The sequence below is a fragment of the Amycolatopsis sp. NPDC004625 genome, from assembly GCF_040609695.1.
Taxonomy (GTDB): Bacteria; Actinomycetota; Actinomycetes; order Mycobacteriales; family Pseudonocardiaceae; genus Amycolatopsis.
This window is the reverse complement of record NZ_JBEXKX010000013.1, coordinates 14,865-28,798: the sequence shown is the minus strand read 5'-3', so window position 1 is coordinate 28,798 and position 13,934 is coordinate 14,865. Positions and strand designations below refer to the sequence as shown.

Annotated in this window: 13 protein-coding genes; 5 read left to right on the top strand and 8 right to left on the bottom strand. The window is 72.0% G+C overall.

What is annotated here, in order from left to right; all coding sequences use genetic code 11:
- Nucleotides 1-75: 75 nt before the first annotated feature.
- The 3 genes from ABZW17_RS16870 (at nucleotide 76) to ABZW17_RS16860 (ending at nucleotide 2,462) form a co-directional block, all read left to right on the top strand.
- Nucleotides 76-1,485, top strand: a complete 1,410-nt coding sequence (locus tag ABZW17_RS16870) for a PLP-dependent aminotransferase family protein (protein ID WP_354814245.1) — start codon at nucleotides 76-78, stop codon at nucleotides 1,483-1,485.
- Nucleotides 1,482-1,928, top strand: a complete 447-nt coding sequence (locus ABZW17_RS16865) for a hypothetical protein (protein ID WP_354814243.1) — start codon at nucleotides 1,482-1,484, stop codon at nucleotides 1,926-1,928. Before ABZW17_RS16870 ends, ABZW17_RS16865 begins: the two co-directional genes overlap by 4 nt.
- Nucleotides 1,929-2,030: 102 nt before the next feature.
- On the top strand, nucleotides 2,031-2,462 hold the full coding sequence (locus ABZW17_RS16860) for a CBS domain-containing protein (protein ID WP_354814241.1): 432 nt from the start codon (nucleotides 2,031-2,033) through the stop codon (nucleotides 2,460-2,462).
- 13 nt (nucleotides 2,463-2,475) lie between these two features.
- Here the strand turns inward: ABZW17_RS16860 and ABZW17_RS16855 are convergent, their stop codons facing one another.
- The 8 genes from ABZW17_RS16855 to ABZW17_RS16820 all read right to left on the bottom strand — a co-directional run bounded on the left by ABZW17_RS16855 (nucleotide 2,476) and on the right by ABZW17_RS16820 (nucleotide 11,348).
- The gene (locus ABZW17_RS16855) at nucleotides 2,476-2,823 is read right to left on the bottom strand and encodes a hypothetical protein (protein ID WP_354814239.1); all 348 of its coding nucleotides are present in this window, start codon (nucleotides 2,821-2,823) and stop codon (nucleotides 2,476-2,478) included.
- Nucleotides 2,820-3,386, bottom strand: coding sequence for a hypothetical protein (locus ABZW17_RS16850; protein WP_354814237.1), 567 nt, complete (start codon nucleotides 3,384-3,386; stop codon nucleotides 2,820-2,822). Before ABZW17_RS16850 ends, ABZW17_RS16855 begins: the two co-directional genes overlap by 4 nt.
- Nucleotides 3,387-3,405: 19 nt before the next feature.
- Nucleotides 3,406-4,629 carry a glycoside hydrolase family 3 N-terminal domain-containing protein gene (locus tag ABZW17_RS16845; protein ID WP_354814235.1) on the bottom strand — a complete coding sequence of 408 codons (1,224 nt, stop codon included), beginning with the start codon at nucleotides 4,627-4,629 and terminating at the stop codon, nucleotides 3,406-3,408.
- Nucleotides 4,630-4,653: 24 nt separating this feature from the next.
- Nucleotides 4,654-6,318 (bottom strand): hypothetical protein, encoded by a 1,665-nt coding sequence (locus ABZW17_RS16840; protein ID WP_354814233.1) that lies wholly within the window; start codon nucleotides 6,316-6,318, stop codon nucleotides 4,654-4,656.
- A complete protein-coding gene (locus ABZW17_RS16835; protein WP_354814231.1) occupies nucleotides 6,308-7,393 on the bottom strand; it encodes a protein phosphatase 2C domain-containing protein in 1,086 nt (361 codons plus the stop codon). The genes ABZW17_RS16840 and ABZW17_RS16835 overlap by 11 nt, the downstream gene beginning before the upstream one ends.
- The gene (locus ABZW17_RS16830; RefSeq protein WP_354814229.1) at nucleotides 7,393-8,076 is read right to left on the bottom strand and encodes a VWA domain-containing protein; all 684 of its coding nucleotides are present in this window, start codon (nucleotides 8,074-8,076) and stop codon (nucleotides 7,393-7,395) included. Before ABZW17_RS16830 ends, ABZW17_RS16835 begins: the two co-directional genes overlap by 1 nt.
- 27 nt (nucleotides 8,077-8,103) lie before the next feature.
- Nucleotides 8,104-9,558, bottom strand: a complete 1,455-nt coding sequence (locus tag ABZW17_RS16825; protein WP_354814227.1) for a type IV secretory system conjugative DNA transfer family protein — start codon at nucleotides 9,556-9,558, stop codon at nucleotides 8,104-8,106.
- A gap of 239 nt (nucleotides 9,559-9,797) precedes the next feature.
- Nucleotides 9,798-11,348 carry a DUF4139 domain-containing protein gene (locus tag ABZW17_RS16820; RefSeq protein ID WP_354814225.1) on the bottom strand — a complete coding sequence of 517 codons (1,551 nt, stop codon included), beginning with the start codon at nucleotides 11,346-11,348 and terminating at the stop codon, nucleotides 9,798-9,800.
- A gap of 84 nt (nucleotides 11,349-11,432) precedes the next feature.
- Between ABZW17_RS16820 and ABZW17_RS16815 the strand changes: the two genes are divergently transcribed.
- Together ABZW17_RS16815 and ABZW17_RS16810 are read left to right on the top strand one after the other, a co-directional pair.
- Nucleotides 11,433-13,229 carry a Xaa-Pro dipeptidyl-peptidase gene (locus ABZW17_RS16815; protein ID WP_354814223.1) on the top strand — a complete coding sequence of 599 codons (1,797 nt, stop codon included), beginning with the start codon at nucleotides 11,433-11,435 and terminating at the stop codon, nucleotides 13,227-13,229.
- Nucleotides 13,229-13,891 carry a YdcF family protein gene (locus ABZW17_RS16810; protein ID WP_354814221.1) on the top strand — a complete coding sequence of 221 codons (663 nt, stop codon included), beginning with the start codon at nucleotides 13,229-13,231 and terminating at the stop codon, nucleotides 13,889-13,891. Before ABZW17_RS16815 ends, ABZW17_RS16810 begins: the two co-directional genes overlap by 1 nt.
- Nucleotides 13,892-13,934 lie beyond the last annotated feature (43 nt).

Below are 13,934 nucleotides of genomic sequence, written 5' to 3'. Positions count from 1 at the left end.
CGCTAAGCCGCGCAGCGGACCACGAACAGTGCCAAATCTGGCGCAACCTTCGTGGGCCAATCTAGACTCGGGCCGGTGGAGATCCACATCGACCTGACCGGCACCCGCGGCCACCGCGACGCGATCTACCGGCAGCTGCGCGCGGCCATCCTGGCCGGCCGGATCCGGCCCGGCGAGGCGCTGCCGCCGACCCGCGAGCTCGCGCAGCGGCTGGCGGTCTCCCGCACGACGGTCAGCGCGGCCTACGACCGGCTCACCGCCGAAGGCTTCCTCACCGGGCGCGTCGGCGCGGGCACGTTCGTGACGGCTTCGCCCGCGGAGCGTCCTTCGCCGGTTCTGGACGCTCCGGGCGTGCAGCCGCTCCCGGAGTGGGACGCCGTGCCGTCGCCGCCCGCGCCGTTCGCCCCGGCGCCGGAGTTCGACTTCCGGCCGGGCGTCCCGGACCTCTCAATGTTCCCGTTCGACACCTGGCGGCGGCTGATCACGCAGCGGCTGCGCGCCGGCCAAGCCGACCTGATGACCTACGGCGACCCGCAGGGCCACGCCGCACTGCGGGCCGAGATCGCCCGGCACGTGGGCGTCTCGCGGGACGTCCGGGTGAGCGCGGCGCAGGTCGTGGTGACCGCCGGTGCCCAGCAGACGACCGACCTCGTCGCGCGGGTGCTGCTGCGCCACGGCGACCTCGCCGCCGTCGAAGACCCCGGCTACCCGCCGCCGCGGCTGGTCCTCGGCGCCCGCGGCATCCGCGTCGCGCCGGTGCCGGTGGACGCGTCCGGGATCGTCGTCGAGGCCATCCCGGCCGGGACGCGGCTGGTGTACGTGACGCCGTCGCACCAGTACCCGCTCGGCCTGTCGATGTCGCTGGAGCGCCGGCTGGAACTGCTGGACTGGGCCGAGCGCACCGACGCGGTGCTCGTCGAGGACGACTACGACAGCGAGTTCCGCTACACCGGCCGTCCCCTGGAACCGTTGCACAGCTTGGATTCCCGGGGCCGTGTCGTGTACGTCGGATCGTTTTCGAAGGTGCTCTCGCCCGCCCTGCGGCTGGGCTTCCTCGTCGCGCCGCCGTCGCTGGTGCCCGCGTTGGTCAAGGCCCGCTACCTCACCGACTGGCACGCGCCGAACGTCGAACAGGCGGCGCTGGCGGCGTTCATGGCCGAAGGCGGCTTCGCCCGGCACATCCGGCGGATGCGGAAGGTCTACCTCGCTCGGCACGATCTGCTGAGCCGGGCGTTGGCCGCGTCCGGCTTCCTGACGCCGTTGCCGTCGTCGGCGGGCCTGCACCTCAGCGCGGTCGCCGCGGCGGACTGCGGTCCGCTGGTCCGCGCGGCCCGCCGGCACGGCGTACGGCTGTACTCGCTGGGGGACTTCGGGGTGGGGGAGCGGCGGCACGGGCTCGTCTTCGGTTACGGTGCGGTCGCGGCCGAGCGGATCGAGCCGGGACTGGCCCGGCTGCGGGCGCTGGCGGACGGGGGAGCGGCATGACCGACGACGTGATGGTGGCGATCGACGCCGGTCTGCGGCAGCACATCGGCGGCGACCGCGCCGGCGCGTACGCGACCTTCGCGCAGCTGTGGGCGTCGATCGGCGAAGCCGGCGACCCGCTGCACCGCGTCGCGCTGGCCCACCACATGGCCGACGTCTGCGACGACCCGGCCGAGGAGCTCGAGTGGGACCTGCGGGCCCTGGCCGCGGCGGATTCGCTGACCGACGCGCGGGCGCAGGAGTACCACTCGTCCCTGGCCGTGCGCGGGTTCTACCCGTCCCTGCACCTCAACCTCGGCGAGGACTACCGCAAGCTGGGCGACCTGCCCGCGGCGCGCGAACACCTGGCCCTGGCCCGCACCCGCCTGGACGCCCTCGCCGACGACGACTACGCGGCCGGCATCCGGCTCGCGCTGGACGGCCTGGCCGAACGGCTCGGCTGAATCGGTTCCAATACCACGAAGACGCCCCGTTTGCCGGACTTTCGCGGGGCGCCGCCGGGCCCTAACCTGTGGTGATCCAGCTCACCGACGGGAAGGATCGCCATGCGGATTGCGGATCTGCTGCGCACGAAGGGGACGGCGGTCGCAACGGTCACCCCCGAGACGACGGTGACCACGCTGCTGGCCGCCCTGGCCGAAAAGAACGTCGGCGCGATGGTCGTGGTCGCCCCCGACGGCTCGATCGCGGGCATCGTCTCGGAACGCGACGTGGTACGCCGCCTCAACGACCACGGCCCGTCCCTCCTCGACGGCCCGGTGTCGGAGATCATGACGAAGCTGGTGGCCAGCTGCACCCCGGACGACTCGGTGGACCAGCTGTCAGTCCTGATGACGGAGCGCCGCATCCGCCACGTCCCGGTCCTGGAGAACGGCCACCTGGCGGGCATCGTGTCCATCGGGGACGTCGTGAAGAACCGGATGGAACAGCTGGAGCAGAGCCAGGAACAGCTGCAGGCCTACATTTCGCAGGGTTAGGGCACGGGCGGCGTCAGCGACGATCCCGGCGTCGCGGTTGCTCCGGAGTCCGGCGTGCACGCTCGGCGCGGGCCGGGTTGCCGTCCGCTGCGCCGGCTTGCCGCCGTGGCGGTTCGAGGTTTCGCTGGTGCGTCCGAGCGGAGCGGGCGGCTCGGGCGCTGTACTTCCGGGCCGCTTCCAGCGTGTGGTCGCTCAGTTCCTTGAGCAGCGGAGCCACGGCCGAAGCGGCCGCGCCCTGCGCCGTCCGCCCGCTCGCCAGCAGGTAGACCGCCGAGCTCGCGGCCGCCACCCGGGCCTTGGCGGACAGAGTGGACACCACCTTCAGCGAGGTGGCGGTGAACTGGTCCCGGTTCATCGTCACCTCACCGCCCTACGGTCGACGATCACCGCGCCGTGCGCGACCAGCACGGGGAGTGCTTCGGCGAGCAGCGTCAGCACGCGTTCGAGGTGCGACGGGTCGTTCCCGGCGATCTGCCCGGCGATCTCGCCGACCGTCGAGCCGTCGGCGAGCGACCAGGCGAGGTAGGTCACCGGGTCGACCTGGAGCAGGGGCCGGGTGTCGGCGCCGAGCACGAGCATCGTTCCGTCGCCTTGCCGGCCCCCGCCGAGCCCGGTGGAGGTCATCCGGTGTTCGCGGGCGAACGGTCTGAGGTCGCGTCGCAGAACCACCAGGAGCCCACGGGACAACAGTGTCTCGACTTCGGTCGCCGGACTGGGAACGCCCTGACCGGACACCCACTCGACGAGTTCTCCCGGTCCGCGCCGGAAGCGGGCCTGCCACCAGATGTCATAGGACAGCGGACCGAGCTGGACGAACTCGCCGCCGGCCCGGATCACGTGGCTGCCGAGCCGGGCGGAATCGGCGTCGTCCGCCCACATGTCACCGACGCCGAAGCCGATCGGCAGCAGCCTGACCTCGCCCATCCGCGCACCTCCGTTCCTTTCACCGGGCCCAGACCCGGCAATCGACCAGACCGAGCGAAGCCTTGAGAGTCAGCACGCGCACCGCGCTCGCGCGAACCTGTTCGGCGAACCGGGGATCCTTCGCCGCCGTCGCGGCGACCTGCTGGTACATCGCCTGCCCGATCCGTGGGTCGGCGGCGATGACGAGATCCCCTCCGGCCGACAGGAAACGCATCGCCCGGTCCGGTGCCGGCACGTCGCGCACCTGATCCGCGTTGGCCAGGTCGTCGGAGATCACGACACCGCCGAAGGCCAGTTCGGAGCGGAGAAGACGGGTGACGACCGTTCTCGAGAAGGCGGCGGGCTGCCGGTCGAGCCTGCTGTACACGGCCGTGGAAATCATCACCGAGGCGCCGCTGGCGGGCAGGGCCTGCCGGTACACGTCCACCGACGGGCTGTCCGCTCCGGTGCCGGGGTCCACCACACCCGGCCGGAAATCGGTGTTGGCCGTAACCGTTCCCAACCCGGGGAAGTGCTTGTACACCACGCCGATCCCGGCGCCGCGAAGGCCCGAGGTGATCGACTTCGCGGCGGCCACGACCGTCGGGACGTCGGCGCCGAGCTGCCGGTTCAAGGCGCCGATCGGCGCGTTGGCCTTCGCGCGGTCGGCCGGTACGACGTCGACCACCGGGCCGAGGTCCAGCGAAACCCCGGCTCGCGCGAGTTCGGTGCCCCAGCGCTGTGCGGCGGCACGAAGGTCGTCGCCCGGCCGGCCGCCCTGCACCGTGGCCGGCGGAATGCGGCTGAAACCGGGACCGCGCAACGCCTGCACCGACCCGCCTTCCTGGTCGACAGCCACCAGCGGCCTGATGTGGGCCGGGCCGCCGTTCGACAGCACGGCGGTGGACCGGGCGACTTCGTCCACACCGGCCGAACTCCTTCCGGTCAGCAGGAAACCGCCGGCGCCGGGCGCGGGCAAGGCGGGCGGCTTCGCCCCGAGCGGCGTTCCGACGAGGAACAGCTGCCAAGCCAATGCGGGCGGATCGAGCGTTCGTGCGGCGGCCGAAGCGCAGGATTCCGCGTTCCCGCCGAGCAGTTCGTGGTGCCAGGGCGGCCGCTGACCGGCCGCGGCCGGTGCCGTGGTCGTCGCGTCCGGGGTGCCGGAGCGGGGAGGCGGCTCCTGACCGTGGTTCGTGGGACGTGCGGCCACCAGCGCGGCGACGCCCGCGACGAAGACCAGCGCGGCGAACGACCGGTACCGCATCGGATCACTCCTTGGTCGGGTGGCTCAGCGGTTGAGGGTCGCGCCTTCCGGCCCGGCGGTGTGGGACAGCAGCTTGGCGAAACAGTTGTTCGCGTCGATGCCATGGGTTTCGCACCAGCTGTTGGCCGCCGGACCCGTGCTGGCGGGCTCGGGCACCACGACGACCCAGAAACCCTTCCGCTTGAACGTGGAGAAGGAGTCGGAGCGCAGCAGCAGAGCGCCGGAATAGGTGTTCTTCAGCGTGCGGTAGTGCTCGAGGATCGAGGCGTTGTCGTACACCGTGCCGTTGTCCCGCGTGCCGACCGCCTTGGACGACAGCTGGGGGACCCACTGGCCGGCGAGCGCTTCGACGTCGGCCGCGTCCGCGTCGGCCTGTTGCTGGAGCGCGACGGCCGGATCGGTGCTCGTGGGGACGGACGAGGTGCCGGACGTCGGCGTGTCCGGCGCCGACGACGTGACCTGCTCGGCCGACTCGGGACTGAGAACACCGCCGCCGCCTCCGGGCTGCGCGGTCGTGCCGGTCTTCGCCATCGCGTTCAGCCCGATGACGAGCGCCACGACGACGACCACGCCGGCCGACACCTTGGCGGCGAGCCCGGAACTGGTGGCCCTCCGGGTGACCGGTGGGGCGATCGGCAGCCGCGGTGGCGCGAACGGGGCCACCGGCGTCCGGTTCGGCGGTGGCGGGTGGATCGGCGGCGGTGGTACCCGGGGCTGCTGCGGAAACGCCGGCGGCAGCGGTTGGAACTGGATGGTCGGCGGGGGCGGCCGGTGGCCGTCCGCCGCCTGATCGAGCGCGGTGAGCGCCAGGCTGTCGAAGCTGCGGTCGCTCACGAGGTAGGCGCTCCGCAGGGCGGTCACCCACTCCGCCGGGGCGGCGCGCCCGGGCTCGTCCAGCGGAGCACCCAGCGTCCGGTCGAACAGCTGCCGGAGGGCCTTGGGGAAATTCGGCGGGATGTGCGACGGCTTCGGCCACGACCCGTCGGGTTGCCGGTCCAGGTTGCCCGGAACCAGCAGCAGGCCGCGGTACATCGCGAGCGCGAGGGCGTACCAGTCACTGAGCTGGTCGTGGGCCGGCACGACGCCCGCGACCACGCGCGGATCGATCCAGTGCGGCGTCTTCATCCCCTTGTCCGCGATGCGATCCGCCGGCTGCAGCCCGTCGGCGTCGATCAGCACCGCACCCGGCCGGGGCCCCGGCCGCCAGACGATGTTCGCGTCGGAGAAATCACCGTGCGCCAGGTTGTTGGCCGCCAGCCAGGCGAAGATCTCCGCCACCCGGATGAGCACCGACACGCGAACCGAGGATTCGGGCGGATCCGTTCGCGCCAGGATGAGGTAGGACAGCGTTCTCGCCTTGCCCGGCTTGCGGAAGAACTCGTCCGGGATCACCGGCATCACCACGCCGATGACGGCGCCCGACCGGTCGCATTCGACGTCGGTGGGCCAGCACACCGAGGACTCCGGGGTGGCGCCGAGCACGACCGGGCCCCCGGCGAAGACCTTCCGCCCGATGCCCACGAGCCGGTGCACCTTCGCGGCCGCCTCGTCGTCGTCGATCGGCTCGAGGTACTTCTTGTAGACCAGACCGGCGTGGCGGCCGACGCCGCGGAACAGCCGGGCCGCGCCACCTCGGGCGAACTCGTCGTCTTCGAACTCGTAAGAGCTGTACCGGCAGTCAATCCGCACCGTCGGCCTCCTCTCCGGCGTCCGGTGGCCGCGCCGGCCCGGCGTCCGGGCGCAGCCACACCACGACCGCGGTGCGGTCGTCCTGGGAGCCCGCTCGCGCGTAGCCGAGGCTCTCGAGCATCCACCGTTCCGTGCACGGACGCTGCCAGCGCCGGGCCAGCCACGCACGCACACCGGGGGACTCGTAGACGTCGTCGGCGACGCCGTCGGTGCAGAGGATGAGCTTGGAGAAGGCGGCCGGATCGAGGTGGCGGATCTCGATGTCGTCGCGGAAACCGGCGGCGGGGAGACTCGCCGACACCAGGTTGATGGGGCCGTCGCCGAGGGGGAACACCGCCTCGAACGGCTCCGACTCGGCATCGGTCGCCGTGAAGACCGTCGAATCACCGACGCGGGCCGCCAGTACCGGCCGGGTGCCCAGGTCGGCGGGAAGCACGACGACGGCCAGCGTGCAGGCCAGTGCGCGGGTGTCCGCGACCCCGTAGGCCGGCGCCCAGACTTCCGTCAGTTCGTTCTGCGCCCTGGTGATGGCTTCGAGCAGGAGCACTTCGTCGTCCGGCGCCGCCGGTTCCTGCTCGGCCGTGACGAATTCGCGGGCCACCGCGGCAGCCAGGTGACGCGCGCCGAGCTGGGACCGCGATCGTGACCCGAGCCCGTCCGCGACGGCCAGGACCAGGGAACTCCCGCCTTCCGAGAAGGCCAGCGCGTAGGAGTCCTGGCGGGTGCTGCCGGCCCAGGCGTGCCCGCGGCCCACGACACTTCCCGCGCTGACCCAGTACGGCCCGGCCCGGCCCGCGTCGAGGGCGATCCCGGCGCTGGACCAGCCGGCCGCGGACGGCAGCCGGGCGGCGTGCGGCCGCCGTTCCACGGCGCCGATGGTGGGCGCGTCGAACGGCGCGTCCGCGACCTCGAACGTGTCGTTGCCCGCCGGCCGCGCCTCGGGTTCCGGCTGCTGCGCGGCCGGAGCGGGTGGCGGGCGGCCGGAATCGGCGACCGGTGCGGGGAGGCAGCCGGGCGCCGCAGTGGTGCGGAGCTGCGCCCGGTCGGCTCGGTGGCGTCCGCGCGACAGGGCCATCAGACCGCCTGTACCGGCAGGACGGTGAACTTGCTGGTGTCGACCTCCACCTGGAGGCCGCCGCCCTGGGGCTCGCCGAACGAGCGCGAGGTCGTCCGGATGCTCGCGGTGAGCGCGGACATGATCTCCTTGACCTGCGAGGAGGGCTTGCCCTGCTTGGCGACGAACGCGAACCGGGTCGCGATGGTGCCGAGCGTGTCCTCGCGGGCTTCGGCGAAGCCGAACGTGACGATCTCCGGGTTGAACCGCCAGCTCCGGTCCACGAGCTCCTGCAGCGGCCCGTGCCAGTCCTCTTCGGCGATGTGCTCGCCGTCGCTCATGAAGAAGACGACCGGCTTGTAGAACCGCGTTCCCTTGCCGAGTCCCCGGATCTCTTCTTCGATCTGCTTCTTGGCGAGCCGGAACGCCGCGGCGAAGTTCGTCCCCGACTCCGGGGCCAGCACCGGCATCTGGCTCTGGCTCACGTCGCTCAGCGGCAGGACCGACGTCGCGGTGTCCGAGAACGTGATGATGCCGATCCGGGCGATCTCGCCGACCTGCGGGTCGTCTTCGATCATCTCGCGCAGCTCCGGCAGGGCGCGGTTGACGGCGTCGATGGGTTCGCCGGCCATCGAGTACGAGACGTCGATGACGAGGAACACCGGGAAAACCGGGTGACGCTCGCTCTGGGCGAATTCGGACATGGTTCACCTGCGATTCTTCGATCGTGGTTACAGAGACAAATCGGTGAGGATCGGCGCACGCGTGACCGACCTCGCGTGCACGACGCCGACGTGCGGCCCGAACGGCGGATGCATGATTTCGCGGTTTCCCAGTACCGGTCCGGTGGCCACCGCCCCGGAAACGGAAAAGGTCGGGACGAACCCGGAACCGCCGGTTTGGCTCACCGTCCGCGTCTCGATCAGCCGGTCACCCAGGCGCTTGCTCAGGTGCGCCGCCGACTCGCTCGACGAGCCGGGCAGCACGACGAGGGTGTCGCAACTGGTCAGCAAGGCCGAGCGGGCCGCGTCGTCGCCGAACTGAGCGACGTCCTGGCCGGCCAGGCAGACGCCGGCGGACGCCCCGCGCGCGACGGCGAGCACCTCTTCGAAATCGATCCGGTTCTTCAGGCGTGGTGCTTCGTCGACGACGAGGAACAGCGGCCTTTTCTGCTTCCCGAACCGGCCCAGCACCTGCATGATCACCTGGCCGAGGAAGATGCCCGACAGCACTTCGCCCAGGTTGCCGTCGGACAGCGGAGCCACGCCGACGAGCAGGGTGGGAACGTCGGAGATCTCGGCCATCCGGATGTCGGACGCCTCGCTCACCTGGCGCACCCGGGGTTCGGCGAACAAGGTCAGCGAGTTCAGCAGTCCCGCGCAGGCACGCGAGTATTCGGCCGGCTCGAGTTCGGCCAGGTCCCGGAGGTCCTGCTCGTCCTGGACGGAGGCGCCGACCAGCGCCGCTTGCAGGGCCGGCTGTGCGGCGAGCGTGCCGACGAGCTGAGCCGGGGTGGGCAGGCCCGCGCTGTGGCGGCGCGTCAGCCTGATCAACGCCCGGAGCCAGCGCACGTCCCGCAGGTGGAAGAACGGCTGCGGATCGGCCTTGTTCTGCTTGCCCAGGATCGAGGTGACGGCGGCTTCGACGGCTCGGTGGTCGCCGGCTTCGGCCAGCCAGTTCCAGCGGTGCGACGGTGCGCCCGAGTAGTCCCACAGCCAGAGGCGCGCGCCGGTGGGACCGCCCGTCCTGGCCGCGTGCGCCTTGATCAGGCCGAGCAGGTCACCCTTGACATCGATGGTCGCGACGCTGCAGCCGGCGCGAAGCAGGCTCACGATCCACGGCACGATGACGCTGTGCGTCTTCCCGGACCCGGGTGGCCCGATCACCGCCGCGTGCTTCAGCAGGTCTTCCGGCCGGAGCCCGATCGGCTGCGCGAGGCCGCGGCGGCAGTCGAGGAACCGCCCCAGGGGGACCGGGCCGCCGGTGAGCGCACCGACCTCCGCCGCCGTGGCCGTCGCGCGGTAGTCGAGGAGGTCGAGTCCGGGCGGCGGCGGTGGATCACCCGGCGCCAGGAACCCGCGCCGCAGAACCGCGCGGGGTAGCCTCGTCGCGGCTCTGGCCGAGGCGTTCGAACTCGCCCGCGCGCTGGCGGCGAAAGCGCTCTTGGCGATTTTGAACGGGGCCACCGCACCTTTCAGCATGAGCTGCCAAATGAGCTCTTCCGGGTTCGGCATTGCCCCTGCTTTCCTCATGGGCGGTGACCTGTGCACCCATGGTCGCTCGCTGGTCGGGGGCTGTTACAGCGTGCGAAGTTTTCGGATCGGGGGGTTTTCCGGTACGCCGGTCACCGGGCAGCAAGGTCGAAATCACGATTTCGACGGGCTGCTCGCAGAATCTTTCTTCGTCGGCGTGGGAAAAAAGCTGGCTACTCCCGCCAGCCCGACAGTTCCACGCCCTTCCCGACATCCACCCGGTAGGACAGCGTCACATCCCGGCTCTCCCCGGCCGCCAGCGTCAGCTTCCACGTGAACTCGCCCAGTGCCGACGTCTCCACCGGCTCCGGTGACGTCTTCACGTCCCGCACCGTGATCCCGTCGTCCCGCGACACCGGTGCCTGGTCCAGCACCGTCACCACCGCCGTCCGCGGGCCGTGGTTCCCGACCGAAATCCGGTACTCCGCCTCCCGCCGCTTCTGTCCGGACAGCGTTGCCTTCGACGCCGTCCGACGGACCAGTTCGCGCTCCACGCGGATCCGGTCGTCGACCCCCAGTGCCAGCTCCAGTTCCTCCCCGGGCGCCCACGGCTCCAGCACCGTCGTCCCGACGAACTCCGCGTCGTGGAACACCGAGGCCCGGCCGGGTCGCAGCGCGTTCTCCGAGGTGTTGACCACGGTGGCCCGCAAGTACGCCTCCTCGGCCAGCACCGGCGCCGTCACGTAGCCCAGTGATGCCGTGAGATCCAGTTGCGCCAACGTGGTCCGGTGGCCGGAGGCCCCCGACGGCACCGCCACCGGCCGCGAAGGCCGGTACGTGACCGCCGTCGTCCCTTGCTCCACCGTGGCCAGCTTCGGTGCCATCGGCGCCGACGCCGCGAAACCCCTCCGCGCGTGTTCCGGGATTCCGCCGGCCGCCGCGCCGTAGGCCGCCGCGGGGGCCACCGGGACCGGGTGCACCCGGTCCAGGTACCAGGGCGAAAGTTCCGGCACCACCACCGACACCGCGGGCCGGGCCGTCGACAGCGCCAGCTCGCACTCGGGCCAGTCCTCGCCCGTGTACTGGCTCACCAGCCCGTAGGACACCACCGTGACGTCGGTGCCGCGCACCCGGACGTCGTAGCCCGGTTCCCAGCTCGCGCCGGGGACCACATAGGACAGTTCCAGCTCGGCTTCCCCGGCCGGCTCCGCGATTTCCAGCTCGACGACCACCGACGTGCTGTCCTGTCCGGCCTGCGCCCCCTGGGCCTCGATCCGCCGGTCGAGCGCGGCGAGGTCCTCGCGCAGCCGCGCGATCCGCTCGGTCAGCACCCGCCGCGCCTTCAACGCGGACGCCAGCCGGGCGCTCAACGCGTCCGTCACCTCGGCGACGCGCGAAGGCTCCGCGGTGCCGGCGGCGAGGGCCTTCGCGAAGCTGCCGCCGCTGCGCTTCGCGAGCGAAGTCAGCAGATCCACCTTCATCGTTTCGGCTGCTTCGTCGTCCAGGACGCCGTCGAGCGTGGCCTGGTCGGCACGCCGTTGCTCGACGAGCGTCTCCATGGCCGCGTCGGCCGGGGCCGCGTGCCATTCGGTGCGCACGTCGACGCCGGTGATCAGGGCCGGCCCGGTGCCGGTGACGCGCACCGAAGCCGGGTCGAGCGCGGGCGGCAGCCCGGCGAACTCCAGGCGCGGCCCGCCGTCGAGCGGAGCCTTGCCCCGGCGGGTGATCCGCGCCTGCTGCGGGTACACGGTGACGGCGGTGATCGGCGCTTCCACGGTCGGCATGCCTCCGACGTTAGTCTCTTGACACCCCCGCGGGCGGACCGGAAGTGTCTTCAGACGTCCGCTTCGCCCGGCTTGGGGGTTTGAGTGAAAGCCGCAGTCCTGCTCGCCGCCGTCCTCGCGCTGCCGCTGACCGCCGGCGTCGCCGAAGCCGCGCCACCGGCCCCGGTCTTCACCGGCGGCCAGGCCCAGCCGGTGTTCGACCCGGCCGACGTCATCCGCGAAGACGTCTGGGTCACCGCGCCCGTCGACAGCGACCACGACGGCAAAGACGACCTCGTGCACGCCCAGGTCGTGCGCCCGCGCGCGACCCAGCAGGGCCTGAAGGTGCCCGTCGTCTACCAGGCCAGCCCGTACTACGCCGGCGGCAACGACGTCGCCAACCACGACGTCGACGTCGAGCTCTACGCGCCCGGGTACGCCCGCGGCCCGGAAGGCCCGCGCGTCGCCGCGCACGGCGTCGGCCCGGCCGCCCCGATCGGCTGGCGCTACCAGGACTACTTCACCGCGCGCGGGTTCGCCGTCGTCTACGGCGAATCGCTCGGCACCGGGCTCTCGACCGGCTGCCCGACCACCGGTGACGTCAACGAGACGATCGGCGCCCGCTCGGTCGTCGACTGGCTCAACGGCCGCACGCCGGCGAAGGACGCGAACGGCGCCGCGGCGAAGGCCGGCTGGAGCACCGGCAAGACCGGCATGATGGGCGTGTCCTACAACGGGACGCTGCCCAACGCCGTCGCGAGCACGGGTGTCGCGGGGCTCGAGACGATCGTGCCGATCGCGGCCATCTCCAGCTGGTACCAGTACTACCGCAACGACGGCGCCGTCGTGGCCGCCGGCGGTTACCAGGGCGAGGACGCCGACGTGCTCGCCGAGTACGTCTACACCCGCGCCGACCGGCAGGTCTGCCGCCCGGTGATCGACGGCCTGACCCGCGACCAGGACCGCGTGACCGGCGACTACACGCCGTTCTGGGACGTCCGGAACTACCGCAACGACGTCGGGAAGGTGCACGCGTCGGTGCTCGCGGTGCACGGCCTCAACGACTGGAACGTCAAGACCGACCAGGTCGCCGAGTGGTACGAAGCGCTGAAGGCGCGCGGCGTCGAGCACAAGATCTGGCTGCACCAGTCCGGCCACGCCGACCCGTACTCGCTGCGGCGCGACGTCTGGCTCACGACGCTGAACAAGTGGATGTCGCACTACCTCTACGGCATCGACAACGGCATCCAGAACGAGCCGAAGGCGACGATCCAGCGCGAGGACCTGTCCTGGACCGACGAGGCCGACTGGCCCGCGCCGGGCACCGCGGACGTCCGCGTGTACCCGTGGCCGGGCGGCCGCGCGAAGGGCTCGATCGACACCCGCAACCCGGTGCCGGGCACCGCGGCCGTCGAAACCCTCGCCGACGACTCGTCGAAGACGATCGAGCAGCTGGCCGGCCTCGCCTCGTCCGGCAACCGCCTGCTGTACGCGACTTCGGCGGCGAAGCAGGCTGTCCGTCTCTCGGGCACCGCGAAGGCCGACCTGGCGCTGGCGTTCGACCGGCCCGCGGCGAACGTCTCGGCGATCCTGCTCGACCGCGCCCCCGACGGCACGTCCCACATCATCAGCCGCGGCTGGACCGACCCGCAGAACCGCACGTCCCCGGCGCGCACCGAGCCGATCACGCCGGGGCAGACCTACCGGATCGGCGTCGAGCTGATGCCGAAGGACTACATCCTCGCGGCCGGGCACCGGCTGGAGTTCCTGCTGGCCTCCAGCGACCACGACTACACGCTGCGCCCCAAGCCGGGCGCGGGCCTGGCGCTCGACCTGACGAAGACGGCGGTGACGCTCCCGGTCACCGGCGGCAAGCCCGCCCTGCGAGCCGCGTTCGGCTGATGCTGCCGGAGCACCTGCGCGCCGACGTCCGGACGCTGTGGGAGTACCACGACCTGCGGCACGAGCCGCGGCGCTCGGACGTCGGGATCGGCCTCGGCAGCCGGGACCCCGGCGTGGCCGCCCACACGGCGGAACTGTTCCACGCCGGACGGTTCCCGCTGGTCGTCTTCACCGGGGCCACCGCGCCCACGACGGCGGCCCGCTTCCCGCGCGGCGAGGCGGTCCACTACCGCGAGATCGCGCTCGAGCTGGGCGTGCCCGACGACGTCATCCTGGTCGAGCCCGAGGCCCGCAACACCGGCGAGAACATCGCGTTCACCCGGCGGCTGCTGGCCGGGCGCGAGATCCGGTCGGTGACGCTGGTGACGCGGCCGTACGCGCAACGCCGGGCCTACGCGACGGCCAAGCGGCTCTGGCCGGACGTCGACGTCGTGTGCGCGTCGAAGGCGGTCTCCTTCGAGGACCACCTCACCGGTGAAGAAGACGTCGAGCGCGTGGTCGGCATGCTCGTCGGCGAGACACAGCGGATCACCGAGTACGCCGAGCAGGGCTTCGCGATCCCGCAGGACGTCCCCGCCGAGGTCGAGCGGGCGTCCGGCCGGCTGGCCGACGCGGGGTTCACGCAGCGGCTGATCCGGGCGCCCGAAGATCACGCAATGTAACGATCATCGCAGGTCAGGCGACTTACCGGCACTGTCCGCTGCG